The organism is Streptomyces sp. CA-251387, from assembly GCF_050936625.1.
Taxonomy (GTDB): domain Bacteria; phylum Actinomycetota; class Actinomycetes; order Streptomycetales; family Streptomycetaceae; genus Streptomyces.
The window spans coordinates 7,328,887-7,353,574 of the sequence record NZ_JBNJMJ010000001.1; the positions used below are offsets into that span (position 1 = coordinate 7,328,887).

At 71.3% G+C, this 24,688-nt stretch carries 26 protein-coding genes; 12 read left to right on the top strand and 14 right to left on the bottom strand.

From position 1 onward, the window contains the following. The first annotated feature begins 25 nt into the window (after positions 1-25). Both ACQEV2_RS32645 and ACQEV2_RS32650 read left to right on the top strand, forming a co-directional pair. On the top strand, positions 26-958 hold the full coding sequence (locus ACQEV2_RS32645) for an ABC transporter ATP-binding protein (protein ID WP_433049543.1): 933 nt from the start codon (positions 26-28) through the stop codon (positions 956-958). 5 nt (positions 959-963) lie between these two features. After that, positions 964-1,635, top strand: coding sequence for an ABC transporter (locus ACQEV2_RS32650; protein WP_433049546.1), 672 nt, complete (start codon positions 964-966; stop codon positions 1,633-1,635). Positions 1,636-1,643: 8 nt separating this feature from the next. Here the strand turns inward: ACQEV2_RS32650 and ACQEV2_RS32655 are convergent, their stop codons facing one another. The 9 genes from ACQEV2_RS32655 to zapE form a co-directional block, all read right to left on the bottom strand. Beyond that, the gene (locus tag ACQEV2_RS32655) at positions 1,644-1,823 is read right to left on the bottom strand and encodes a hypothetical protein (RefSeq protein ID WP_433049549.1); all 180 of its coding nucleotides are present in this window, start codon (positions 1,821-1,823) and stop codon (positions 1,644-1,646) included. A gap of 18 nt (positions 1,824-1,841) precedes the next feature. Further along, positions 1,842-2,714 carry a polysaccharide deacetylase family protein gene (locus ACQEV2_RS32660; RefSeq protein WP_433049552.1) on the bottom strand — a complete coding sequence of 291 codons (873 nt, stop codon included), beginning with the start codon at positions 2,712-2,714 and terminating at the stop codon, positions 1,842-1,844. 88 nt (positions 2,715-2,802) lie between these two features. Then, positions 2,803-4,290 carry a protein kinase domain-containing protein gene (locus tag ACQEV2_RS32665; RefSeq protein ID WP_433049555.1) on the bottom strand — a complete coding sequence of 496 codons (1,488 nt, stop codon included), beginning with the start codon at positions 4,288-4,290 and terminating at the stop codon, positions 2,803-2,805. A gap of 64 nt (positions 4,291-4,354) precedes the next feature. Continuing rightward, complete coding sequence (locus tag ACQEV2_RS32670; RefSeq protein ID WP_433049558.1) at positions 4,355-5,743, bottom strand: PhoX family protein; 1,389 nt, start codon at positions 5,741-5,743, stop codon at positions 4,355-4,357. 90 nt (positions 5,744-5,833) lie between these two features. Next, positions 5,834-6,703 carry a slipin family protein gene (locus tag ACQEV2_RS32675; RefSeq protein ID WP_433049561.1) on the bottom strand — a complete coding sequence of 290 codons (870 nt, stop codon included), beginning with the start codon at positions 6,701-6,703 and terminating at the stop codon, positions 5,834-5,836. A 152-nt stretch (positions 6,704-6,855) separates the two neighbouring features. Next, positions 6,856-8,313, bottom strand: a complete 1,458-nt coding sequence (locus ACQEV2_RS32680; RefSeq protein WP_433049564.1) for a SulP family inorganic anion transporter — start codon at positions 8,311-8,313, stop codon at positions 6,856-6,858. Positions 8,314-8,327: 14 nt separating this feature from the next. Then, positions 8,328-8,909, bottom strand: coding sequence for a carbonic anhydrase (locus ACQEV2_RS32685; RefSeq protein WP_433049567.1), 582 nt, complete (start codon positions 8,907-8,909; stop codon positions 8,328-8,330). Positions 8,910-8,985: 76 nt separating this feature from the next. Next, positions 8,986-9,390: a hypothetical protein gene (locus ACQEV2_RS32690; RefSeq protein WP_433049570.1), complete on the bottom strand. Its 405-nt coding sequence runs from the start codon at positions 9,388-9,390 to the stop codon at positions 8,986-8,988. A gap of 192 nt (positions 9,391-9,582) precedes the next feature. Then, a complete protein-coding gene (gene zapE / locus ACQEV2_RS32695) occupies positions 9,583-10,692 on the bottom strand; it encodes a cell division protein ZapE (RefSeq protein WP_433049573.1) in 1,110 nt (369 codons plus the stop codon). Between the two features lie 316 nt (positions 10,693-11,008). On the opposite strand from zapE, the gene ACQEV2_RS32700 reads away from it, so the two are divergent. The 5 genes from ACQEV2_RS32700 (at position 11,009) to ACQEV2_RS32720 (ending at position 15,209) form a co-directional block, all read left to right on the top strand. Next, positions 11,009-11,761 carry a pyrimidine reductase family protein gene (locus ACQEV2_RS32700; protein ID WP_433049576.1) on the top strand — a complete coding sequence of 251 codons (753 nt, stop codon included), beginning with the start codon at positions 11,009-11,011 and terminating at the stop codon, positions 11,759-11,761. A gap of 118 nt (positions 11,762-11,879) precedes the next feature. Further along, the gene (locus tag ACQEV2_RS32705) at positions 11,880-12,353 is read left to right on the top strand and encodes an indole-3-glycerol phosphate synthase (RefSeq protein ID WP_433049579.1); all 474 of its coding nucleotides are present in this window, start codon (positions 11,880-11,882) and stop codon (positions 12,351-12,353) included. 168 nt (positions 12,354-12,521) lie between these two features. Further along, a complete protein-coding gene (gene murC / locus ACQEV2_RS32710) occupies positions 12,522-13,913 on the top strand; it encodes a UDP-N-acetylmuramate--L-alanine ligase (protein WP_433049582.1) in 1,392 nt (463 codons plus the stop codon). Between the two features lie 13 nt (positions 13,914-13,926). Continuing rightward, positions 13,927-14,334, top strand: coding sequence for a peptide-methionine (R)-S-oxide reductase MsrB (gene msrB / locus ACQEV2_RS32715; protein ID WP_433049585.1), 408 nt, complete (start codon positions 13,927-13,929; stop codon positions 14,332-14,334). A gap of 125 nt (positions 14,335-14,459) precedes the next feature. Further along, entirely contained in the window at positions 14,460-15,209 is a 750-nt protein-coding gene (locus tag ACQEV2_RS32720) for a PP2C family protein-serine/threonine phosphatase (RefSeq protein ID WP_433049588.1), read from the top strand. A gap of 12 nt (positions 15,210-15,221) precedes the next feature. Here the strand turns inward: ACQEV2_RS32720 and ACQEV2_RS32725 are convergent, their stop codons facing one another. The 5 genes from ACQEV2_RS32725 to ACQEV2_RS32745 all read right to left on the bottom strand — a co-directional run bounded on the left by ACQEV2_RS32725 (position 15,222) and on the right by ACQEV2_RS32745 (position 19,591). After that, on the bottom strand, positions 15,222-15,884 hold the full coding sequence (locus ACQEV2_RS32725) for a protein-L-isoaspartate O-methyltransferase family protein (protein WP_433049591.1): 663 nt from the start codon (positions 15,882-15,884) through the stop codon (positions 15,222-15,224). Positions 15,885-16,007: 123 nt separating this feature from the next. Then, a complete protein-coding gene (locus ACQEV2_RS32730; protein ID WP_433049594.1) occupies positions 16,008-16,739 on the bottom strand; it encodes a siderophore-interacting protein in 732 nt (243 codons plus the stop codon). Positions 16,740-16,753: 14 nt separating this feature from the next. Then, complete coding sequence (locus ACQEV2_RS32735; RefSeq protein ID WP_433049597.1) at positions 16,754-17,383, bottom strand: TetR/AcrR family transcriptional regulator; 630 nt, start codon at positions 17,381-17,383, stop codon at positions 16,754-16,756. 194 nt (positions 17,384-17,577) lie between these two features. After that, positions 17,578-18,057: a MaoC family dehydratase gene (locus ACQEV2_RS32740; protein ID WP_433049600.1), complete on the bottom strand. Its 480-nt coding sequence runs from the start codon at positions 18,055-18,057 to the stop codon at positions 17,578-17,580. 31 nt (positions 18,058-18,088) lie between these two features. Further along, positions 18,089-19,591: a class II 3-deoxy-7-phosphoheptulonate synthase gene (locus ACQEV2_RS32745; RefSeq protein WP_433054937.1), complete on the bottom strand. Its 1,503-nt coding sequence runs from the start codon at positions 19,589-19,591 to the stop codon at positions 18,089-18,091. Positions 19,592-19,824: 233 nt separating this feature from the next. Between ACQEV2_RS32745 and ACQEV2_RS32750 the strand changes: the two genes are divergently transcribed. From ACQEV2_RS32750 to ACQEV2_RS32770, 5 genes are all read left to right on the top strand, one after another. Then, the gene (locus ACQEV2_RS32750; RefSeq protein ID WP_433049603.1) at positions 19,825-21,396 is read left to right on the top strand and encodes a 4-hydroxyphenylacetate 3-hydroxylase family protein; all 1,572 of its coding nucleotides are present in this window, start codon (positions 19,825-19,827) and stop codon (positions 21,394-21,396) included. After that, positions 21,393-21,908 carry a flavin reductase family protein gene (locus tag ACQEV2_RS32755; RefSeq protein ID WP_433049606.1) on the top strand — a complete coding sequence of 172 codons (516 nt, stop codon included), beginning with the start codon at positions 21,393-21,395 and terminating at the stop codon, positions 21,906-21,908. The genes ACQEV2_RS32750 and ACQEV2_RS32755 overlap by 4 nt, the downstream gene beginning before the upstream one ends. 50 nt (positions 21,909-21,958) lie before the next feature. Then, a complete protein-coding gene (locus ACQEV2_RS32760; RefSeq protein ID WP_433049609.1) occupies positions 21,959-23,164 on the top strand; it encodes an FAD-dependent monooxygenase in 1,206 nt (401 codons plus the stop codon). A 44-nt stretch (positions 23,165-23,208) separates the two neighbouring features. Continuing rightward, positions 23,209-23,820, top strand: a complete 612-nt coding sequence (locus ACQEV2_RS32765; RefSeq protein WP_433049612.1) for a transferase hexapeptide repeat family protein — start codon at positions 23,209-23,211, stop codon at positions 23,818-23,820. 105 nt (positions 23,821-23,925) lie between these two features. Continuing rightward, positions 23,926-24,687 (top strand): AfsA-related hotdog domain-containing protein, encoded by a 762-nt coding sequence (locus ACQEV2_RS32770; RefSeq protein ID WP_433049615.1) that lies wholly within the window; start codon positions 23,926-23,928, stop codon positions 24,685-24,687. The last annotated feature ends 1 nt before the right edge of the window (position 24,688 follow it).

Below are 24,688 nucleotides of genomic sequence, written 5' to 3' on the forward strand. Positions count from 1 at the left end.
ACCCGCCATACGACAAGATGTCCCCATGCAACGCGATCTTCGTCTGGACAACGTGGGCCGCCGCTACGGCCTGCGCGGCCCATGGGTCTTACGCGGCGTCCACCTCACCGTGCCCCCCGGCACACTCACCCGCATCGAGGGAGAGAACGGCACCGGCAAATCCACCCTCCTCCGCCTCCTGGCCCGCATAGACGCCCCCACCGAAGGCAAGGTCACCGGCCGCCTCCGAACCGCTTACGTCCCCGAACGCTTCCCCACAGCCCTCCCCTTCACCGCCCTCGGCTACCTGACCCACCTCGGCACGGTCCACGGCCTCTCCCGGCCGGCGGCCACTCGTGCCGCAGGCGAGTGCCTGGACCGCTTCGGCGCCGCCGCCTACGCCCGCACCCCCATGGCGCACCTCTCCAAGGGCAGCAGCCAGAAGGTCGCCGTAGCCCAGGCCCTGCTCGCCGACCCCGAACTGCTGGTCCTGGACGAGGCGTGGACCGGCCTGGACGCCGCCGCCCGCACCGAGTTGGAGCGCGCCGTCGCCGAACGGACCGCCGCCGGCACCGCGGTGGTCTTCGTCGACCACGACCCGCGCCGCCTCGCCGGGGCACCCGACGCGACGTACACCGTGCACTACGGCGCACTCAACCTCCGTACCGGTCAAGGGACTCCACCACCCACCGGCCCGCACGCGACGGTCGTCGTCCAGGGCCCGAGCGGCGCGGCCCTCCCCGCCGAGGCGACCGGAGTCGCCACGACAGCGTACGAGACCACCCCCGGCACCCACCGCCTCACCGTCCCCGCCTCCCACTCGGACGTCCTGCTGCGCGCCCTCCTGACCGCCCGACCGCCTTGGCACGTGGTGAGCGTGAGCCAGGAGCCACCCACCCCTTCCGAAGCCTCCGAGGCCTTCCAAGCCCCCGAAGCCCCCGAAGCCGCCGAGGCCCCCGAATCCGAGAGCCGCCGATGACGCCGATGACCGCCCTCCTCCGCTACCAGGCCGCCCTGCTGGCCCGCTCGCAGCGCTGGCTGCCGCCGTTCATCCTGTACGCGGCTTTTCTCGCCATCGGTGTGCAGGGCGGCCAGCCCATCCTCGACTCGCTGGGCTTCGCGGCCGCGGCCCTGCTGCCCGTGGCGGCCTGGCTGGTGCGGATCTGTGTCACCAACGAGCCGCCCGCGGCCCGCAGCTGTGTCGCCGCGGCGGTCGGTCCGGGGCGGGCGCACCTCGCCGCGCTGCTGGTGGCACTGGCAGCCGCGACAGCCCTGGGCACGCTGGCGACCGTGGCCGTGACGCTGATCAGCGACCCGGCGAGCGCGGACCACGAGACGCGCGTACCGCGGCTTCCGGCGGGCTCGGCCGGGCTGCTCGCCACGCTGGCCTGCGCCCTGCTCGGTACGGCCGTCGGCGCGCTCACGACCTGGCCGGTGCTGCGCTCGACCGGCCGCGCCGTCCCGACCATGCTGCTCGCGGCGCTGCTGTCGGTGGTGGTGACCGGCTCCCCGGCCCACGCGGCGGTCAGCGGCCTGGTCACGGGCTCCCGCTCGGGCACGGTCCCCCTGCCTGTACTGCCCCTGGCGGCGGCAGCCCTGCTCACCGCGGCGGCGATCGCCGCGGCCTGCGCGCTCACGTCCCGCAGATCACCCTGAACATCGGGTCACCCCGAACAGGCCGTCCGCTGCGCCTCCTGCCACTCGCACACCGGGCAGAGCGTGATCCCCTTGTACGACTCGGGGTACTCCGTGGGCTCCCGGCACAGCACGCACTCCGCATACGGCGGCCCGTCCGCCTTCGGCGGCTTCACCACGTCGGCGATGGTGCAGTAGTCCTCGCTCATACCCCCAGCGTAGGCCGCTCAGGCCCGGCCGCCCGCGGCCCCGATCAGCTCGGACACCTTCACGAACCGGAAGCCCTTCTCACGCAGCTCGGGCACGATCCTCCGGACCGCCCGCTCGGTCGTCGGAGCGGCACTGCGCGTGCAGTGCATGACGACCACGGACCCCGCCCGCACCCCGTCCAGCACCTCCCGGGCGACCGCCCCGGCATCCGTCGCGAACGCGTCCGCGCTGACCACGTCCCACTGCACGGCGGTGACGCCGACCGGGGTCAGCGCCTTCAGGGCGCGCCGGTCGTAGCAGCCGCCGGGAAACCGGAAGTACGGCATCGGATTGCGCACCCCCACCTTCCGGAACGCGGCGTACGCCCGCTCCACGTCCGCCCGCATCCGTTTCTCCGGGAGGGTGGGCAGCCCGTAGCAGTCGTCGGTGAAGGCGTAGTGGCTGTAGGAGTGGTTGGCGACCTCGAACAGTGGGTCCCGTCCGATGGCCCGGGCCTGCCGGGGATACTCCTCCGCCCACCGCCCCGTCATGAACACGGTCGCCGGCACCTCCAACGCCCGCAGCGCCGCGACAAGCCCCGGATTGTCGAACCGCTCCCCCCGCCGCGCCCGCAGCCCCTGATCGGCGGTCATGTCCGCATCGAAGGTGAGCGCGACGGCCTTGCCCCCCGTCCGGGGACCGTGCTCGAAGACGGGCGTCAGACCGGCGGGGCCGGGTGCGAGCGTCGGGGGCTTGGCGGCGGGCGGGACGGGCGAGACAGCGGAGGCCGAGGGCGCCGGCCGCGGAGCCCGCATCACCCCGGGCTCCTCGGGCCCTGCACAGGCGGCGAGCGCGCTGAGCGCCGCGGTCAGGACACAGACAGCGGTGACGATCCGTACACGAGTAATCACCGCATGAAGGTATGGGGGTCACCAGATCATTCCGGCACGTCACCGCGTGTGCCGGGCCCGTGTCACCCGCCCGGCGGGGGCGGACCTCTCAGTCCGAGCGGGTGCAGCGGCCCGTCGGTGCCGTGGCCGGAGGGCGGCACTGGAGGATGAATTCGGCCGGGTCGGTGCTCAGATAGCGGCCGATGCAGGTGTTCGGCGTGGTGCGGCCGTGCTCGGCGCAGAAGTCGAGGGCGGCGCGGCCGTCGGGGAAGGGGCCGGGGGCGTAGAACACCCAGTAGCCGCCGCGCAGGGACGCGTAGTCGTCGCTGCGCAGGACGACGGCCTCCGGTACGGACCGGCGGATGACGGCGAGACGGCGGTCCCGGGCGGCGGTGCCCGAAGAGACCGGTTCGGAGTGGAGTTGGGCGATCCAGCGGCCGGCCGACGCGCCGGTGGGTGTGCGAGGGGCCGTCGGGCTGGGCGTCGGTGACGGGGACGACTGCTGGTCCGTCGGGCTGGGCGTGGAACTCGCGGCCGACGGGTTCGTAGGGGCGTCGGCCTTGTCGTCTCCGCCCGTGGCGCCGGCCCGCAGCATGAGGGCCAGGGACGCGACCGCGGCGATCACCACGGCCGCGGTCGTGGCCACCACGAGCGGAGTACGGCGTCGGGGGCCCCGCGTCTGCTGCGGAATCGTCGGAGGCGGGGTGGCCGACTGGACGGGGACCGGTGATGGCGCCGGCAGAGGGTGCGGTGCTCCGGCCGTCAGTGTCGGCTGGGCCCAGTGCGGTGTCGCCCCGGTCTCCACGGCCGCCAGCATGGCGTCGAGCCGAGCGGCGTCCGGGCGTGCTGCCGGGTCCCGTACCAACAGGGCGTCGAGCACTGGCGTCAGCGGCCCCGAGCGGGTCGGCGGCGGGAGCGGGTCGTCGAGGACGGCGGCCAGGGTGGCGAGGGTGGTGGGGCGGCGCAAGGGGCTGACGCCTTCGACGCAGACGTACAGGACCACGCCCAGCGACCAGAGGTCGGCGGCCGGATGGTCGTCGCCGTGCCCTCGGATGCGCTCCGGGGCCATGTACTCGGGCGAACCGACGAGCTCGCCGGTGGCCGTGAGGCCCGTCGTGCCCTGCAGGGCGGCGATGCCGAAGTCGGTGAGGACGGCGGTGCCGTCGGGGCGCAGGAGGATGTTGGCGGGTTTGACGTCCCGGTGCTGGATGCCCGCCGCGTGCGCGGCCCGCAGCGCGGCGAGCACCTGGCGGCCGATACGGGCCGCCTCCGCCGGGGTCAACGGGCCCTCGCCCAGCCGCTGTTGCAGCGAGACGCCCGGCACCAGTTCCATCACGATCCACGGATGCGGGTCGGCGTCCACGATCTGATGGACCATCACCACATGCGGATGGCTGAGCCGGGCCAGCGCCCGAGCCTCCCGCAGTACCCGCTCGCGCATCACACCGACCGTGTCCGCGTCGGACCGCACTGCCTTGAGCGCGACCTCGCGCTGCAACACCGTGTCCCGGGCCCGCCACACGGTGCCCATTCCGCCGCTGCCGAGCCGTTCGACCAGCTCGAACCGGCCGTCGACGAGGTCCCCCGATGCGTTCATGCGGCACAGGTTAGAGGACGCGCCGGAGCGAAGGCCTCCGCGTGCGGGCCCGGGGCAGGGGTTGCTACCTGCGCCAGGGCCCCGTCACCGCGAACGTCGTACCCGGCGTGTAGCAGTTGACGTACATCGTCTCGCCGTCGGGCGAGAAGGTCACCCCGGCGAACTCGCCCCACTCCGGTTCCGCGGGGGTGCCGAGGTTCTGGGCGTTGCGGGCCATCGCGTACACCTCGCCGCGTCGGGTCACGCCGTAGACGTGCTGGGCGCCGTTGCCGTCCTCGCACACCATCAGGCCGCCGCTGGGGGCGAGGCAGATGTTGTCCGGGGACTCGCCGGGGAGCTGGACGTCCGTGCCGGGGCCGAAGACGATCACCAGGGTGAGACGGCGCGCGCCGGGGTCGTAGCGCCAGATCTGGCCGTAGTGGTCCGCCGCCGAGCCCTCCGCGCTGCGGGCGAAGGAGGAGACGAAGTAGACGCAGCGGCCGCCCCAGTAGCAGCCCTCCAGCTTCTGGGCGTGTGTGATGCCCTTCGGGCCGAAGTCCTGGAGGCGGACGGGGGTCTGGGCGGCGAGCGGGTCCGGTACGTCGACCCACTCGATGTGTTCGAAGCTCGCGCCCGGCTCCTGGATCGAGGAGAGATCGGGTACGCCCGGCACACGCATCGCCTGCAGACGGCCGCCCGCGCGCAGGGAACCGAGGCCGCCCAGCGGCGCGTGGGGGAGGAAGCGGTAGAAGAGGCCGAAGGGCTTCAGGAAGGCGTCCTCGGTCTCGTAGACGATGCCGTTTCTCGGGTCCACCGCGATCGCCTCGTGCTGGAAGCGGCCCATCGCGGTCAGCGGAACCGCGCCGGAGCGGTACGGGTTCTCCGGGTCGACCTCGAAGATGAAGCCGTGGTCCTTGGTGTAGCCGTTGGTGCCCGCCTTGTCCTCGGTCTCCTCGCAGGTCAGCCAGGTGTCCCAAGGCGTCGGTCCGCCCGCGCAGTTGACGGCCGTACCCGCGATGGCGACACGTTCCGATCGGACGCGGCCCTGCGAGTCCAGCGTCAGTGCCGTACAGCCGCCCTTGCCCGCCGGGTCGTAGGTGAGTCCGGCGACGGTCGGGACGGGGAGCTTCGCCGTGTTGCGGTTCTCGTGGTTGCGCACCAGGTGGACGCGGCCTTTTCTCCCGGCGAGGGCGGTCATGCCGTCGTGGTTGGAGGGGACCAGGCCCTCCCCGGAGCGCAGCCGGTCGCCCTCGCGGGAGAGCACCTGGTAGCGGAAACCTTTCGGCAGGTCGAGCAGGCCCTTCGGGTCGGGGATGAGGGGGCCGTATCCGGTGTGGCCCAGGCTCTGTGCGGCGGCGGTGCCCGCGAAGAGTTCGGTGAGGTTTCCGGCGAAGGCGATCGAGACGCCCAACGCGCCGGTGCGGGCCAGGACCTGACGGCGCGTCGTACGGTCATCGGTCGTGTTCTCGGACATGGGGCAACCTTCCTGCTGGCGGACAGGAACTGTGACCCCGCTGTGTCTATCACCTGCTGCGAGTCGCGGGAACCACGCGCGTAGCACGTGTCACTTCTCCGCAGTGTTCGCGCCGGTGTTCGCGTCGGTGTTCTCGGGCGTGCTCTCGGCGGAGAGCGCGGTGTGCTCCGTACGCGGCTCGACGGACCGGTAGTCGGGATGCTGCGCGCCCCTCTCCAGGAACCGCAGCAGCTCCACCGGGATCGGCAGCACCAGCGTGGAGTTCTTCTCCGCCGCCACCGCCATCACCGTCTGCAGCAGGCGCAGCTGGAGTGCGGAGGGCGCGTCGGCCATCTGGTGCGCGGCCTCGGCCAGCTTCTTGGAGGCTTGGAGCTCGGCGTCGGCGTTGATGATCCGGGCCCGGCGCTCACGGTCGGCCTCGGCCTGCCGGGCCATGGAGCGCTTCATCGTCTCGGGCAGGGACACGTCCTTGATCTCGACGCGGTCGATCTGCACGCCCCAGCCGACCGCCGGGCTGTCGATCATCAGCTCCAGGCCCTGGTTGAGCTTCTCGCGATTGGACAGCAGATCGTCCAGATCGCTCTTGCCGATGATCGAGCGCAGCGATGTCTGCGCCATCTGGGAGACCGCGAAGCGGTAGTCCTCGACGTTGATGATCGCGGCCGACGCGTCCACGACCTTGAAGTACACGACCGCGTCGACCCGCACGGTCACGTTGTCGCGGGTGATGCCCTCCTGGGCGGGGACGGGCATCGTCACGATCTGCATGTTGACCTTGTGGAGCCGGTCCACGGCGGGCACGATCAGGGTGAATCCCGGCTGGCGCACCTGCCCTCGCAGACGTCCGAGCCGGAGGATCACGCCGCGTTCGTACTGCTTGACGACCCGTGCGGCAGCCGCGAGATACACCAGCCCCGCCACGCCGACACCGACAGCCGCTCCCAGCAGCTCCTCGACCATGACGACCTCCTCGCCGAGAGGCCCGTTGCGTATGCTCCTGTAACGATATGCCCGGTGTCTGGTCCGGGGCCACGCCGGCCCCGGACCAGGTCATATACCGACCGGTGTCATACGTCGTCCGGTGTCATACGTCGTCCGGTCTCATCCGCCCGTCAGGGCGCCGTGACCCGCACCGGCTCGGTGCCCGCCGCGCTGTGCCGCTCGGCCCAGCTCTCCAGGGCCGTACGGCACGCGTGGTCGAGGTGGTGCAGGCCGGACAGGTCCAGCTCCACCGGGCGGTCCTGGGGCAGGGCCTCCAGGCTGTCGAGGATCTTCGGCAGCCTGAGGAAGGTCGCGTTGCCCGACAGGTACGCCTGGATCGGTCCGGCGCCCTTGTCTATGACCTCCAGCTTCACATGCGAGGCCTCCCAGGCGGTCTTGGCGACCGACAGGGCCAGACCGATCAGCACGCCCTCGAACATGTTCACCGCGACGATGGAGACGGCGGTGACGACGAGGATCAGCGCCTCGCCCTTGTGGGCCCGCCACAGCGCCGAGATCTGCTGGAACGGGATCAGCTTCCAGCCCGCGTGCACCAGGATGCCGGCGAGCGCGGGAATCGGGATCAGCGCCAGAGCCCACGGCATCGCGACGGCGAACAGCAACAGCCACACGCCGTGCAGCACCCGCGAGGCCTTGGTCTTCGCGCCCGCGTTGACGTTGGCGGAGCTGCGCACGATCACCGCGGTCATCGGCAGCGCGCCGAGCGCACCGCACACCGTGTTGCCCACGCCCTGGGCGATCATCTCCTTGTTGTACTCGGTGCGCGGACCGTCGTGCAGCCGGTCCACGGCCGCCGCGCTGAACAGGCTCTCCGCGGAGGCGATCAGCGCGAAGGCGACGATGGTGCCCCAGATGGCCGGGTCGGCCAGCTCACCGAAGGCCTGGGCGCCGGGCGGCTGGATGACGCCGAGCAGGCCCTCCACCTGGACGGTGGCGACCGGCAGGCTGAAGGCGAGGGAGACCACCGTGGCCAGGACCACCGCCGCGAGGGCGCCGGGCACGGACTGCACGGCCTTCGGCAGCTTCTTCCACAGCACGATCACGGCGATGGTGCCCGCGCCGATCGCGAGGGAGGTCAGCGCCTCGGTGCTGCCGAGGGCGTCGGCGAACGCGCCGGGCAGGCCCACGAGCTTGCCGATACCGGTCTCCGGCGCCTTCATGCCCGCCGCCGCGTAGATCTGGCCGGCGATGATCACCAGACCGATACCGCAGAGCATGCCCTCGACGACCGATACGGATATCGCCCGGAACCAGCGGCCTATCCCGGAAAAGCCCATGGCGAGCTGGAGCAGACCGGCGCACAGCACGATCACGCCGAGCGTGGCCACCCCGAACTCGCTGACGGCCTCGAAGACCAGCACCGTCAGACCGGCGGCCGGCCCCGACACCTGAAGGCTGCTGCCGCGCATGAGCCCGGTGACGAGGCCGCCCACGATGCCGGTGACCAGGCCGAGTTCGGCCGGGACACCGGAGGCGACCGCCACACCCACGCACAGCGGCACGGCGACCAGGAAGACGACTATGGAGGCGAGGAAGTCCTGCCTCAGATAAGGGAACTTGGACAGCATGGTCGTCAGTCCCCTCAGAGCGTCTCGAACGTGTCGGACTGCGGTCGGTGCGTGCGCACGATCCCGGTGTGGACCTCGTAGTACCAGCCGTGCAGCCGGAGTTCACCCGACTCCCGGCGCTTGCCGACGCACGGGTACGAGCGCAGTCGCAGCAACTGGGCGAGTACGTGGTTCTGGACGCCTTCGGCGACGGTCGGGTCGGCCGTGTCGGAGCACTTGGGCTCGTCGGCGGCGTTCGTCAGCCAGTCGCGCACGGCCGGTACGGCGGTCAGGTCGTCGCCGCGCACCAGCGCGCCGATGGCACCGCAGTGGGAGTGGCCGCAGACCACGATGTCGTTGACGCCGAGAACTTCCACGGCGTACTCGATGGTGGCCGCCTCGCTGGTGGGGTGTTCGGAGGCGTACGGCGGGACGATGTTGCCCGCGGTGCGCAGCTCGAAGAGCTCGCCGGGGCGGGCGCCCGTGATCAGCGCCGGGACGACCCGGGAGTCGGAGCAGGTGATGAACAGGACCTGCGGGGACTGCCCTTCGGCCAGTTTGGCGAACTCCTCAGGGCGCTGTCCGAAGGTACGGGCGTTGTCGATGAGGGGCTGCATGTGTGGTGACTCCTCCTGGCGCGCAGCTGTGGCGCGTCGGGGTTTACATGACAGGTGGGGGGGACTGCGCTGCTTCTCAGCAGCGGAAAACCTGAAGCGCGGCCGGTGTGCGGGACGCCGACGATCTCGATATGCGCTGGTGCGCGGTGCCGGGTCTGTCCGGTTCGTGTGCGGAGGCGGGGTCCCGGGTGAGCGGGGGCCGGTAGCGGGCCTCGGGCCCGGAGTCGGCGACGCGCTGACGGTCACGGGTGCGCAGTGGACCGGTCGGGTCCCCATCGCCCGACGGTGTGCAGTGACGTGACGTCAGAGTTTCGTCGCGCAACGCCTTTCCGGAGAGTTTGATTCCGGGCTGGGCTTTGGCCTCTGCCTGACTGGCCGTGTGCGCGTGTGCGAAGGACGCGGTGGGTGCGAAGAACTGGAGGGCGAGCAGGGCGGCGGCGAGGAGCGAAACCACGGTCCGGGCCGTCGTACCTCGGAACATGAGCCTCCCTCCAGTCAGTCCACACCTCTTGCGCGAGCCAACACTTGGTCAACCGTTGGTCAAGAAACACATTAGCCCGGCAAAGTTGTTTGCAGGGTTAACTTAACGTTTCCAGCTGAAGAGAGCCTGAAATGCGAGGGTGAGATGGCTTGAACTCCCCCTTGATGCGGGGGAGTTGACAAGGTAAAGGCTTCAGGCGGTGACGAGGCCCTTGGCGTCGCGGGCCAGGGCGGTGAGGCGCGAGATGGCGCGGAAGTACTTCTTGCGGTAGCCGCCCTTCAGCATCTCCTCGCTGAAGAGCTTGTCGAAGGGCAGCCCCGAGGCAAGGACGGGGACTTCACGGTCGTAGAGCCGGTCGGCGAGCACGACGAGCCGCAGGGCGGTGGACTGGTCCGGAACGGGCTGTACGTCGGTGAGGCACACGGCCTTCAGACCGTCGGTCAGCGCGCCGTAGCGGCTGGGGTGGACACGGGCCAGATGGTCCAGCAGGTGCGGGAAGTCGTCGAGCGAGGCGCCCTCGGTGGCGTACGCCGCCTTCGTCACCTGTTCGTCCGAGTACGGCGCCGGCGCCTCGGGCAGGCCGCGGTGGCGGTAGTCCTCGCCGTCGATGCGCAGGGCGCGGAAGTGCGCCGACAGGCCCTGGATCTCGCGCAGGAAGTCGGCCGCCGCGAAGCGGCCCTCGCCGAGCTTGCCGGGGAGGGTGTTGGAGGTGGCGGCGAGCGCCACGCCCGCGTCGACGAGCTTGCCGAGCAGCGTGGAGACGAGGACGGTGTCGCCCGGGTCGTCCAGCTCGAACTCGTCGATGCAGAGCAGCCGGTGACCGGAGAGGGTCTGGACCGTCTGCTGGAAGCCGAGGGCGCCGACGAGGTTCGTCAGCTCCACGAAGGTGCCGAACGCCTTGAGGGACGGCTCGGCCGGGGTGGCGTGCCAGAGGGAGGCGAGCAGGTGGGTCTTGCCGACGCCGTAGCCGCCGTCGAGGTAGACGCCGCGGGGGCCCGCCGGGGCCTTGGGCGCCTTGCTCCTGCCGAACCCGAGGAAGCCGCGCTTCGTCTTCCCGGCACCGCTCGCGTGCGCACCGCCGAGCCCGCCGGCGAAGCCCTCCAGGACGCGGACCGCCTCGGTCTGGCTGGGCTGGTTCGGGTCCGGGATGTACGTGCTGAAGCGGACCGAGTCGAAGCGCGGCGGCGGCACCATCTCGGCGACCAGCCGGTCCGCGGGGACGCGCGGCTCACGGGCGCACAGGGACAGCGGGCTCGCTTCGGCTGTCGGGCTCGACTGGGACGCGGCGGAGGAGGACGACACGGTTCACCATGCTAAGCGCCGTGCCACACTCCATGACATGCGACGCCTGTTCCCTGTGACCGATGAAACAGCAGCGAGGGCCTCCGGCGGTTCCGCCGGGGACGACGGGGTTGGAGCTGCCGAAGGGGGGCCTGTGACCGGTGGGTCCGGTGGTGGGCCTGCCGGGGCCGGTGCCGTCCCGGGAGCCGGGGGTGCGGCGGACGGGGGCGCTGATCAAGGGCCGTCCGGTGCTGCCGGCATCGGGGCGACCGGGCTTCCGACGGTAAGCGCGTCCGACGTCGGCGGGGACCGCCGGGAGGCCGTCGCGGCGAGGGCCTTGCCCGGGGCCGATCCGGTCGACCGGGAGTGGAGCCTCGACGAGCTCGCCGCCGCCTATGCCTACCCGGAGGCCGGGCCCGACGGCCGACAGCCCTGGTTGCGGGCCAACATGGTGTCCACGCTGGACGGCGCCGCTCAGCACGATGGGCGTTCGCAGCCCATTTCCTGCGCGGCCGACATGCGGATCTTCGGGACCCTGCGGGGGCTGGCGGACGTCGTGATCGTCGGCGCCGAAACGGTACGCCTGGAGGGATACCGCCCGGCACGCGCGCGTGCGGAGTTCGCTCAGGCGCGCGAGGCGGCCGGGCAGGGGCCCGCGCCGGCCATCGCGGTGGTGAGCGCGAGCCTGGAACTCGACTACAGCCTTCCGCTCTTCACCTCGCCGACCGTCCCCACCCTGATCCTCACGGGCGCCGCCGCGGCGCCGGACCGGATCGCGGCCGCCGAGAAGGCCGGTGCGCGGGTGGTGATCGCCGGTGACGGCGTCGGTGTGGACCCCGTCCGTGCCGTCCAGGCCCTCGCCGAGCTCGGCCACACCCGGCTGCTGACCGAGGGCGGGCCGCGGCTGCTCGGGCAGCTGGTGGCCGCCGGAGTGCTCGACGAGCTCTGCCTGACGATCTCCCCGATGCTCACCGCCGGTGCCGCCCAGCGCATCGCCGGCGGGCCCTCGTTGGCGGTCCCGAAACGGTTCGAGCTGGTGTCCCTGCTGGAGGAGGGCGGTTTCCTGTTCGGGCGGTACCGGCGGTCGTGAGGACGCTGGTCCGGTAAACGGCGGAATCAACCGTTCCGCTTGGCTTCCGCCGGGCACACTGAATCTCGCAGCCCCCGTGCGAGCACGGGGCAGGATGGTTTCCGCAGAAGGGGCTCCCGTGTTCACAAGCGTTCTGATGATCGAGAAGGCCCTGACGTCCGCCGACGTGGAGTTCGTCACCACCTTGCACGGGGACGAGCAGGTCTCCTTCCATGTGCTGCTCCAGCCGCGGGGTGAGCAGGCCGACAGGCTGTTGCGTGCCATCGACGACATCGCGCTGGGCGAGCTGGACGAGGCGGTGCGGGAGGGGAAGACCCCCGAGGGCGAGGAGGCGCTGAGCACCGGGCAGCGGGCGCTGGAGGTGTCACTCACGGCCCTCCGAGGGGCCGGGGCGGAGGCCGATGGGCGGCTGTTGGAGGACCACCCGCTCGATGCGCTGAAGGCCGTGGTGGACGAGGTCGGGGCGGATGAGGTGATCGTGCTGACCGACCCGCACTATGTGGAGGAGTTCTTCCACCGGGACTGGGCGTCGAGGGCGCGGCACAAGGTGGGGGTGCCGGTGCTGAAGCTCTTCTCACACAGCAGGACCTAGTCGCCGTAGGGGTGTGGCGCGCCGGCGGCCGCGGGTGGTCGGTGATTGCTCGGGCAGATCCCCGCGCCCCTGAGGTCGGCGCAGTTCCCTTCGTCCATGTGCGAGGCCTGCCACCCCACCCAATAGGCTGGGGCCTCACCGTCGTATCGCAAGCTTGGGAGAACACACATGGCACCCGGCATTCCCACCGCCATGGACCGACCGCACTTCATCGGCATCGGCGGGGCCGGAATGTCGGGAATCGCGAAGATTCTGGCTCAGCGTGGGGCCAAGGTCGCCGGGAGTGATGCCAAGGAGTCGGGGACCGCCCAGGCGCTGCGGGCGCTGGGCGCGACCGTGCACATCGGGCACGCGGCGGAGCACCTCGCCGACGACGCCAGCTGTGTCGTCGTGTCGTCGGCGATCCGGCAGGACAACCCCGAGCTGGTCCGCGCCGCCGAGCTGGGCATTCCCGTGGTGCACCGGTCCGACGCGCTCGCCGCGCTGATGGACGGGCTGCGCCCGATCGCCGTCGCCGGTACGCACGGCAAGACGACCACGACGTCGATGCTGGCGGTCTCGCTGAGTGAGCTGGGGCTCGAGCCGTCGTACGCCATCGGCGGTGACCTCGACGCCCCCGGCTCCAACGCCCTGCACGGCGAGGGCGACATCTTCGTCGCCGAGGCGGATGAATCGGACCGCAGCTTCCACAAGTACGCGCCCGAGGTAGCGATCGTCCTGAACGTCGAGCTCGACCACCACGCCAACTACGCGTCGATGGACGAGATCTACGAGTCCTTCGTGACGTTCACCGACCGCATCACCGACGGCGGCACCCTGGTGATCTCGGCGGACCAGGAGGGCGCCCGGGAGCTGACCCGGCGGGTCGCGGCCGGTGACGTGAAGGTGGTGACGTACGGCGAGGCGGAGGACGCCGACGTGCGCGTCCTGTCCGTCGTGGCGCAGGGGCTGACGAGCCAGGTCACCGTCCTCCTCGACGGCCAGGAGCTCACCTTCACGGTCTCGGTCCCGGGCCGCCACTACGCGTTCAACGCCGTGGCCGCGCTGGCGGCGGGTGCGGCGCTCGGTGTGCCGGCGGCCGAGCTGGCCCAGGCGCTGGCGGCCTACACCGGCGTCAAGCGGCGACTTCAGCTGAAGGGCGAGGCCGCGGGCGTCCAGGTGATCGACTCCTACGCCCACCACCCGACCGAGATGACGGCCGACCTGGAGGCCATGCGCGCGGCCGCCGGTGACGCCCGGATCCTGGTCGTCTACCAGCCCCACCTCTTCTCCCGCACGCAGGAACTGGGCAAGGAGATGGGCCAGGCCCTCGCGCTCGCGGATTCGTCGCTGGTCCTGGACATCTATCCCGCCCGCGAGGACCCGATCCCCGGGGTCACCAGCGACGTGATCATCGAGGCGGCGCGGGCGGCGGGCGCCGAGGTGACGGCGGTGCACGACAAGTCCGAGGTGCCCGCGCTGATCGCGGGAATGGCGAAGCCCGGTGATCTCGTTCTCACCATGGGCGCGGGCGATGTCACCGACCTCGGCCCGCTCATCCTGGACCGCCTGTCGAAGTGAGGGGCAAGGACTCATGTCGTACGACGTCGAAAAGCCGGACGAGCAGTGGCGCACGGAGCTGACCCCGGCCGAGTACGCCGTCCTCCGCGAGGCCGCAACGGAGCCCGCCTTCACCGGTGAGTACACCAACACCAAGACGAAGGGCGTCTACTCCTGCCGCGCCTGCGGTGCCGAACTCTTCACCTCCACCACCAAGTTCGAGTCCCACTGCGGCTGGCCGTCCTTCTACGACCCGAAGGACACCGACGCGGTGGAGCTCGTCGAGGACCGCTCGCACGGCATGGTGCGCACGGAGGTGCGGTGTGCCCGGTGCGGATCACATCTCGGGCACGTGTTCGAGGGTGAGGGGTATCCGACGCCCACCGATCAGCGGTACTGCATCAACAGCATCTCGCTGCGGCTGACGCCGGACGAGGGCTGATGCGGGCGGGGCTCCGCGGGAGCGGGGTCCGGCCCCGTTGGCACGCCGGATGCCGGTGTTCCTAGACTCGTAGGGGAGCTCCGGCCTCCGGGGGTCTGCCCGGTGCGGGAAGGCGGTGGCGCTGCATGCCGTACGTCGCTGTGAGTGCGATCAGCCATCCCGGCCTGCTGCGCGAGCGGAACGAGGACAGTCTCGTCGCCGGCCCTTGGACGCTGTGCGCCACCGTCACCGAGAATCCGCAGACCCTGATCTTCCCGCTGGGCACCCCCCTGGCCGTCGCCGTCGCCGACGGGCTCGGCGGGCATCCCGGCGGCGATGTGGCCAGCGCCCTCGTCGTCCGCCGGATCGCGGCGCTCGGTCCCGCCCTGAGCAGCGAGGTCGCCGTCCGTGACGCCCTGAACCTCTGCAACCGCGCCGTGTTCCAGGCGGCCGGTGGGGAGCAGGGAGGCGACCTCGCCGGCATGGGCTCGACGGTCGCCGGCGTCGTCGTACAGCCCGACTCGCTGCTGGTGTTCAACGTGGGCGACAGCCGGGTCTTCGCGGCCTCTCGCGGCGACGGGCTGCGCCAGCTCAGTGTCGACGACAGCCCGCCGCACCCGGCCGGGCAGACCACGTCCCTGGTCACCCAGTGCCTGGGCGGCTCGCTCACCTACCGCGCCGTGGAGCCCCATGTCACGACCGAGTCCATGGCGCCGGGCGAGCGGTACCTGATCTGCTCCGACGGGCTGACGGACCCGGTTCCGACGGACGTACTGGACAAGGTGCTGCAAGAGCACGACGACGGTCGCGCCGCCTTCGAGCTGTGGAGGGCCGCCATCGAGGCGGGCGGGCCCGACAACATCACGGTGGCGGTCGTACGAGTCCAGGAGGAGTGACCACGCTGTCGCTCAAGGGAGATCGTCCTCGTCCTGCGGATATCCATGCCGTCCGTGCAGGCGGACGAAGCGGGCCGCCGTCAGCGTCCGCCATGGCTCCAGTCCCGACTCGGTGCGCAGGAAGCAGACGACCTGCTCGTGGCCGCCCGGACCGATCGGCTGCACCAGGCGGCCGGACGGCCGTACCTGGGCGACCAGCGGGGCGGGCACCTCGGGGAACGCGGCCGACACGACGATCGCGTCGTACGGAGCGCGGTCCGGCACCCCGCCGCTGCCGTCGCCGACCCGCAGCTCCACGTTCCGTACGAGCTGTCGGGTGAGGTTGGCGCGTGCCCGGCGGGCGAGGTCCGGCTGTATCTCGATGCTGACCACGTCGGCGGCCAGACGCGCGAGCAGTGCGGTCTGGAAGCCGAGACCCGTACCGACTTCGAGGACGTGCTCGGTGCCGTCCAGACCGAGACTCTCGATCATCACGGCGGACAGCGACGGCTGTGTGGTGACCTGCCCGTGCCCGATGGCCACCGGCACGTCACGGTAGGCGTCGGCGACGTGATCGGCCGGGGCGAAGCCCGCCCGCGGTGTCGTCCGTACGGCTTCGAGCAGCCGCTCGTCGCGGATTCCGGCGGTCCTGAGGGCCCGCACGAGGTCCTCGGGGCCTCTGGGGGCGGAGCTCATGGGTGGCTCACCAGCGATTCGGCAGGTCCGAGGAGGCTGTGTGTCGACGGGGTCCGTGTGTCGACCTCATCGTAGAACCGGGCCGTGCCCGTGTGGGTGTGGGTGTGGCTGCGGACGGTGTGGTCAGTCGGAGGCCAGGGGGTCGCGGTGGTCCGCCTCGTCCCGTTTCCAGTAGCCCTTCGCGTAGGCGTGCTGACGGTCCAGGCCGAGGCCCTCCGTGAAGTGGCGGCGGATGTCCCTGACGGCCCCCGACTCGCCGGCCGCCCACGCCGCCACGCCCCGCGAGGGAACCGGGGCCTTGAGGACGGCGTCCCGCAGGGCTTCCCCCTTGGGCTGCCCAGCAGCTCGATGGACCCATACGACGTCCAGGCCCGCCCGCCGGGTCACCGGGACCTCGGCCTCGGGGCCCGCCACCTCCAGGTAGACGGCGCCGGCCATGCCGGGCGGCAGGTTCTCGGCGATGGTGAGAACCGCGGGCTGGGCGCTCTCGTCTCCCGCCAGCAGGTAGAAGTCGGCGTCGGCGACGGGGCGGAAGGACCCCTTGGGGCCGCCGAACGAGACCTCCTGGCCCGGGCGCGCGGTCTCGGCCCAGCGTGCGGCGGGGCCCTTTCCGTGCAGGACGACGTCGACGTCGATGCGTGGCTCCGACGGGGACTGGCGGCGCACGGTGTAGGCCCGTCCGGCCGTCCGGCCGTCGAGCGGGTCGGTCACGAACAGCTTCACCCACTGCGTCGGTTCGTCGCACCGGAAGGCCGACATCCCGGGCCCTCCCAGGGTGATGCGCGCCATCCGCGGGGCGATCAGGGAGACCGCCTCCACCGTGGCGGTGTAACGGGTTCGGCGTGCGCGGAACATGAGGGAACAGCCTTTCAGGATGAGGGGTCGGCAGGCGCCGCCCGGTCGGGTGGGGCGCCCTGCCGACAGGTCAGGACGGTCGAGACCAGGCGCCCGGCGAACCGCGGGTCCGGTGACCGTCCCGTCATGAAGGCCCGGTAGAACACGGGGCCGGCCAGCAGGTCGAGGAGCTGGTCGGCCTCCTGCCGGGGCAGGGCGCCGAGCGAGGTGGTGGCCAGGACCTCCTGGAGCCGTGCGCGGTCGTGGCCGCGCTCACGGTCCAGCACCCGATCCCGCAGTACGGCCGCGGTCGTGGCGTCCTGCAGGGCGTGGCCGATGAGCACGAACATCACCCGGCCCGTGGCGGACCGGGTGAAGACCCGGCTCAGATGCGTCACATGCCCCTCCAGGGCCGCCTGCGCGGATTCCGGCCGGGAGGGCCAGGACGCCGTGTCCCGGAGGTCCTCCTCCAGGACGTCGAGGAGGATGTCGATCTTCGATCTCCACCAGCGGTAGATCGTCTGTTTGGAGACGCCCGCCCGCTCGGCGATCGAACCGACCGTCACGGCCTGGAAGCCGACGTCGACCAGCAGATCGTCCGCGGCTCGCAGGACCGCGACGCGAGCGGCCTCGCTGCGCCTCGGTCCGTTCCGGACGCGGCGCACCTCGCGTGCGTCGGCCGGCTGCGGGGTGTCGTGCGGTGCTATGACGCCCTCCTCGATCCTCCTCGAACGTCGATCACGCCGATTAGACTAGACGCAACGGTGCGTATAATCAAAGGGGCGGAAGATGACCCGCTCCTCCCCGGACAGGGGGCGTTGTCCGAGGAGAAACGGGAGTCCGCCCACCGCGCCGGACCTCAGCGGGGTACGGCCGCGGCCTCCTGCGCGGGGTCCTCCGCCTGCGCGCGGGCGAACAGCAGCCGCGTGCGCATCCGGTACACGGTCGCGCCCTCCTGGTTGACCGCCTCGACGACGAAGCGGACCGTGCCCGTGCCCGGACGTCTCGGATGTGGGGAGGCCTCCTCCACGGTGGCCCGGGCGCGCAGTTCGTCGCCGGGGCGTACGGGGCCGAGGAACCGGACCTCGTCCATGCCGTACGACCCCTGGCAGGCGGAGTCCGCGAGCAGGGTGCGCACGAACTGCCCCATGACCACGGCGCCGGTGTGCCAGCCGCTGGCCACCAGGCCCCCGAAGGGGGAGCGGCGGGCCGCCTCCGGGTCCAGGTGGAACGGCATGGGGTCCCACTTCCGTGCGTAGCCGATGATGTCCTCGCTCGTCAGCCGGGTGGCCCCCAGTGCGTACGTGGTGCCGGCGGGAAAGTGCTCGAAGTGCCGCACAGTGACTGCCCTCCGTGTCCGACCTCGGCGCTCAGCCGAGGGATGCCGCGTAGTCGGCGTGCAGGGTCATGCCCGCGGGGCGGGCGGAGACGGGCTCCGGGCGGGGGCGGGCGAGGCGGCGCTTCTCGGCGCTGTACCACTCGGCGATCCGGAAGGCGAGATCCATCGACTGCGCCCGGTTCAGCCGCGGATCGCACGCCGTCTCGTAGCGCAGCCGCAGGTCGTCGGGGCGCACCTCGTTGCCGCCCCCCACACATTCGGTGACGTCCTCACCCGTCAGCTCCACGTGGACGCCGCCGGGATGCGTGCCCAGCGCCCGGTGCACCTCGAGGAAACCGGTGACCTCGTCCAGGACGTCGTCGAAGCGACGCGTCTTGTGGCCGCTCGGCGCGGTGTAGGTGTTGCCGTGCATGGGGTCGCACGCCCAGACCACCCGCGCGCCCTCCGCGTGTACCGCATCGACGAGGGCAGGCAGCCGGTCGCGTACCGCGCCCCGTCCCATCCGGGCGACGAACGTCAGCCGGCCGGGAGTGCGGTGCGGGTCGAGCCGGTCCAGCAGCCGCAGCACGTCGTCGGCACGGGCGTCCGGACCCAGCTTGACGCCGAGGGGGTTGCTGACGCCGGCCGCGAACGCGACGTGTGCGCCGTCGAGTTGGCGGGTGCGCTCGCCGATCCACAGCAGGTGGCCGGAGAGGGCGTAGCGCCGCCCTGTGTCGGGGTCCGTGCGCACGAGCGCGGACTCGTAGTCGAGCAGCAGCGCCTCGTGACTGGCGAACACCTCCGTGGTGCGTAGCGTCGAGGTGCTCATCCCGCAGGCCCGGATGAAGGCGAGGGCCGCGTCGATCTCGTCCGCCAGCCGCTCGTAACGGCGTCCCGCGGCGGACAGGGCCACGAAGTCACGGTTCCACTCGTGCACCCGGTCGAGGTCCGCGTGCCCTCCGGCGGTCAGGGCGCGCAGCAGATTGAGCGTTGCGGCGGAGGCGTGGTACACGCGCTGCAGGCGGTCCGGATCGGGGGTGCGGGCCTCGGCGGTGAACTCCAGCCCGTTGACGGCATCGCCCCGGTACGAGGGCAGGGTCACGCCCTCGCGCGTCTCGGTCGGCTGCGAACGGGGCTTGGCGTACTGGCCGGCGATGCGGCCGACCTTCACCACGGGCACCCCCGCCGCGTACGTCAGCACGGCGGCCATCTGCAGCAGGACCTCCAGCTTGCCCCGCACGGACTGAGCGCTCACCGAGTCCAGGGTCTCCGCGCAGTCACCGCCCTGCAGCAGAAAGGCCCTGCCCCGGGCCACCTCACCGAGACGGTCGAGCAGGGCGTCGCATTCCCGTGCGAACACGAGTGGCGGCGCGGAGGAAAGGGACGCGAGGGTGGCACGCAGTGCGACGGGGTCGGGCCAGTCGGGCTGCTGGGCCGCGGGAAGGGCGCGCCACGCCTCACAGGAGGGCTCGGGGAGTGCATTCTCCGCGCCGGCCGAAAACCCGACGGGACTCTCTTGGGGATGGGGATTCTCTGGGACTTTCACGGCTTCCATGGCTTCCACGGATTCCACGGCGACAACTCAACGCCTTCCGCTGACGACTGCAGGGTGGGGGCAGCTGGTGGGCGCAGCCTGTCACGCACCAACTGGGCCTGTGCAGTGCGTCGTTGGGGCTAGAAGGACGGATCTACTACCCGAGTACTAGCCCCAGTGGCCGACTGTCGGGGCAAGTCGCACTCCTGGAGCATTTCGGCAGGCGCACAAGTCCGCTCGAAAGGTGATCCCGCATGAGCAACACCGTCCAGCCGTCCGGATCCGTCTCCCGCCCGCAGACCGGGGAGGAATACCTCGAGAGTCTCCGCGACGGCCGCGAAGTGCGGATCTACGGCGAGCGGGTGGAGGACGTCACCGCCCACCCGGCCTTCCGCAACAACTCCCGCATGGTGGCGCGGCTGTACGACGCGCTGCACGATCCGCAGCGCAACAGCAAACTCGTCGTCCCCACCGACACCGGCAACGGCGGTTTCACCCACCCCTACTTCAAGGCGCCGTACACCACCGGCGATCTGCGTGCGGCGGCACGGGCCATGGAGGAGTGGGCCCGCATGACGTACGGCTGGCTGGGCCGCACCCCGGACTTCAAGGCCGCGTTCCTGTCCACCCTGGGTTCGAACCGGGAGCACTACGCGCCGTTCGAGGACAACGCCGCCGCGTGGTACCGCAAGGCCCAGGAGAACGTGCTGTTCATCGGCCACGGCATCGTCAACCCGCCGATCGACCGCAACCGGGGGCTCACCGAGCTCAAGGACGTGATGCTGACGGTGGACAAGGAGACCGACGCCGGCCTGGTCGTCTCCGGGGCCAAGGTGGTGGGCACCGGCGCCGCGCTCACCCAGCACATCTTCATCGGCAACTACGGGGTCATCCCGAAGGGCGCCAAGGAATTCTCGACCTTTTTCGTCGTGCCGACCAACAGCCCCGGCCTGAAGATCATTTCGCGGCCGTCGTACGAATTCTCCGCGGCCACCGTGTCCAGCCCCTTCGACCAGCCGCTCAGCAGCCGTCTGGACGAGAACGACGGAATTCTCGTCTTCGACAAGGTGCTCATTCCCTGGGAGAACGTCTTCTGCTACGACGTGGACAAGGCGAACAACTTCTTCTACGGCTCCGGGTTCTTCTACCGGGCCATGTTCCACGCCTGCATCCGGTTCGCGGTGAAGATGGACTTCCTGACCGGGCTGCTCGCCAAGTGCCTGGAGACCACCGGCACTTCGGAGTTCCGTGGGGTGCAGAGCCGCCTCGGTGAAGTGCTCGCCTATCGCAACATGTTCTGGGCGCTGGTCGACTCCATGGTGGAGAACCCGGTCAAGTGGCCCGACGGCACCGTCACGCCCAACGGCGAGTCCGCCATGGCCTTCCGAGTCCTGTCCTCCTCGATCTTCCCCAAGGTGCGCGAGATCTTCCTGCGCGACCTGGGCAGCGCCCTGATCTACACCAACTCCCACGCGCTCGACTGGTCCAACCCCGAGGTCCGGCCCTACCTCGACAAGTACGTCCGGGGCCTGGGCGTGGAGGCCGTCGACCGTGTCAAGCTAATGAAGCTGGCCTGGGACGCCGTGGGCACGGAGTTCGGCGCCCGCTGGGAGTTGTACGAGATGAACTACGCCGGCAACCACGAGCAGATCCGCTACGAGGTGCTGCACAACCAGCAGGCCTCCGGGAAGTTCGACGGCTACAAGCAGTTCGTCGAGCAGTGCCTGTCGGAGTACGACGAGAACGGCTGGAAGGCCCCCGACCTCGTCAACCCCAAGGACACGACCGTCATCGGCGGCGGGTCCTCCGCCGAGGCCGCGCGGTGAGCAGCCGCGCCCTCCCGGACGAGGCCCAACTCCGGGGTGTCCTGGGGCAGTTCGTGACCGGTGTGTGCGCGGTGTCGACCCGGTTCGACACCCCGTCCGGAGTGCGGCACGACGCCATCGCCGTGAACTCCTTCACCTCGGTCTCCCTCGACCCGCCGCTGGTGTCCATGTATCTGCGCGACGACTCCACGTTCCTGGAGCGCGTGCGCACGTCAGGCCAGTGGGCGGTGTCGTTCCTGGGCAACCGGGCGCGCTCCCTGGTCGGCGTCCTCACCGCGCCGGCCGCGCAGCGCCCCGCCGTGGAGGACGCCGCCGACTGGACCGTCGGACCGCTCACGGGCTGCCTGGTCCTGCCGGACGGCCCCGGAACCCTCGAATGCGCCCTGCACCTCACCCAGCCCCTCGGCGACCACGTGCTCGTCGTCGGGCGGGTGCTGGGCGCCGTCGGCCGCGACCACGAGCCCCTGGTCTTCCATCGGGGCACCTTCACGGGGATCGCGCCGACGCGGTGAGCTCGCGGCCCTCTACAGAACGCGCCCCACACGGAACAGGAGGACACGCCATGGCGCGCAAACGCCCGTACGTGGCCGTCGTCGGCGGCGGTATCGGCGGACTGGCCGTCGCCATCGGACTGCGGCGGCAGGGCATCGAGGTCGTCGTCCACGAACAGGCCCGCGAACTGGCCCACCAGGGCGCCGGCATCGCCGTCGGCGCCAACGGCCACCGCGCCCTGCGGGACCTCGGCGTCACAGGGCGCCTGACGGGGTCGGCCGTCGAGCCGGTGCGCGCCGACTTCCGGCACTGGCGCACCGGCCGGTCCATGGTCACGCACCCCCTGACCGGCATGTACGAGGAGCGGTTCAAGGCGCCCTTCTGGACCGTGGGGCGGGCGGCCGTGCAGCAGGCCCTGCTCGCCGAGCTGGGGGCCGAGCATGTCCGGCTCGGCGCGCGCTGCACCGAGGTGGAGCAGACCGGCTCCGGCGCCGTGCTCCGCTTCGCCGACGGAACCGAGACCGAGGCCGACGCGGTCATCGGGGCCGACGGCATCCACTCCGCCGTACGGCACGGCGTGTTCGGCCCGGACGAGGCCGTGTTCTCGGGCACCAGCGGCTACCGCGCCCTGGTCCCCATGGACCGGCTCCGGCACATCCCCGAACTCGCCGAGCAGGTGCTGTGGCTGTGGCTCGGCCCCGGCCGGCATTTCATCGCCTACCCCGTGGCCGGCGGCGCCGCGCTGAACTTCCTCGCCGTGGTACCCGACCCCGAGTGGACGGTCGAGTCCTGGTCCACCGAGGGCGACGGTGCCGAACTGCTCGCCGCCTTCGACGGCTGGCACCCGTTCGTCACCGAGATCCTCGCCGCGTGCGAACGGCCCGGCCGCTGGGCGCTGTACGACCGGGAACCGCAGCGCGTCTGGAGCGCCGGCCGGGTCACCCTGCTCGGCGACGCGGCCCACGCGATGCTGCCGCACCACGGACAGGGCGCGAACCAGTCGCTGGAGGACGCGGTGGTGCTGGCGCACCTCCTCGGCCGCGCCGGCGCCGACGAGGTCGGGGGGGCACTGCGCGCCTACGAACAGCTGCGCCGCCCGCGCACCCGGCTGCTCCAGGCGGGCTCCCGCAAGAACGCCACCTGCTTCCAGCTGCCGGACGGCCCCGAGGCCGAGGAGCGCAACATCCGGCTGACCCGGCTGCCCGACGACCTCGCGTGGATCCACGGGCACGACGCGCTGGGCGAGCTGCGCGCGTCCCCCGCGGCCGCCCTCTGACCGTCCGGCACCCCTTCGACTCCCGACGAACGGTGAGAAAGACCATGGCAAGGATCTACTCCTTCGAAGGACACGTTCCCGTCGTGCACCCCACGGCGTTCGTCCACCCCGACGCGGTGCTCATCGGCTCGGTCGAGATCGGTCCGGGCTGTTACGTCGGCCCCCTCGCCAGCCTGCGCGGCGACTTCGGGCACATCGAACTCCGGGCGGGCTCCAATGTGCAGGACGGCTGCGTCCTGCACTGCTTTCCCGGCGCCGACACGGTCGTCGAGGAGGACGGCCACGTCGGTCACGGCAGCGTGCTGCACGGCTGCCGCGTGGGGCGGGACAGCCTCATCGGCATGAAGTCCGTCCTGATGGACGGCGTGGTCGTGGGACGGCAGGCGTTCGTCGGCGCCGGCAGCTTCGTCAAGTCCCGCTTCCACGTGCCGGAACGGCATCTGGTGGCCGGCAGCCCGGCGAAGGTGCTGCGCGAACTCACGGCCGACGAGATCGCCTGGAAGGGCAACGGGACCCTCCAGTACCAGAAGCTGGCCCAGCGCTGCCTCACCGGCCTCCACCCGGCCGAGCCCGCCGCCGAGCGGGTCCCCGACGCGGTGCCCGCGGACTCCGGCGAACCCGAGCACGTGACCCTGCACGAATACCGGGCCCGCTGAGGCGAGTTCCGGGACCTCACCCGAATCCAGTCCCACGGCTCCACCCGAACGCACTCCCGCGGTTCCACCGACCGCGGCTTCCCCACCCAGCCAGGAGGAATGTCCATGAGTAACACCGCCACCTCCCGACTCGTCGTCGGCGACCGGTTCCGCGACTTCGCCGAGGCCGTCGGAGCCGAGACGCTCTCGGCCCTGGCCCGCGCCCTCGACGCCGGTGACCTGGACACCGTCGAAGGGCCGGTGCACGTGGTCACCGGTCAGGGCATCGGCGAGTTCGAGATCTCCTATCTGAAGGACGCGATCAGCCGTCGGCAGCTGGACGACCGGATCATCGTGGTGCACTCCGGCGGGCAGCCCGCCCGCCGCCAGGAACTGCACAAGGCCCGCGAGGACAACGTGCTGGTCGCCGGCCTCACCCAGGTCGACGACAGCACGTACGAGGCCGGGCTGCGGCTGCACGACCACAACGAGCTCCTCGTCGACGTCCAGGACCGCGTCCATGTGCAGGGCATGGTGGCGATCGAGGCCGCCCGCCAGATGTTCCTCTCGGTGATCGAGCACTACTTCACCGCACGCTGGCCGCAGCAGCGCTACTACATCGTCCTCAACTCCATGAACACGACGTTCTCCAACTTCCTCTTCCCCGTCGGCGCCACCCTGCGGCTGACGGTGGACGAGTCCGATCTGTCGGAGCCCAGCAGGCTCACGGTCCGTACGACGGTGGAGGTGGTGCAGGCCGGACGGGCCGCCGCCAGTGTGACCATCGACGCCGCCGCCTTCGCTCCCGGGCTGCTGGAGGAGAAGGAACTGCGGCGCGCCAAGAGCGCCGTGGCGAGCACCATGGACGCGGCTCTCGCCGCCGTGTGAC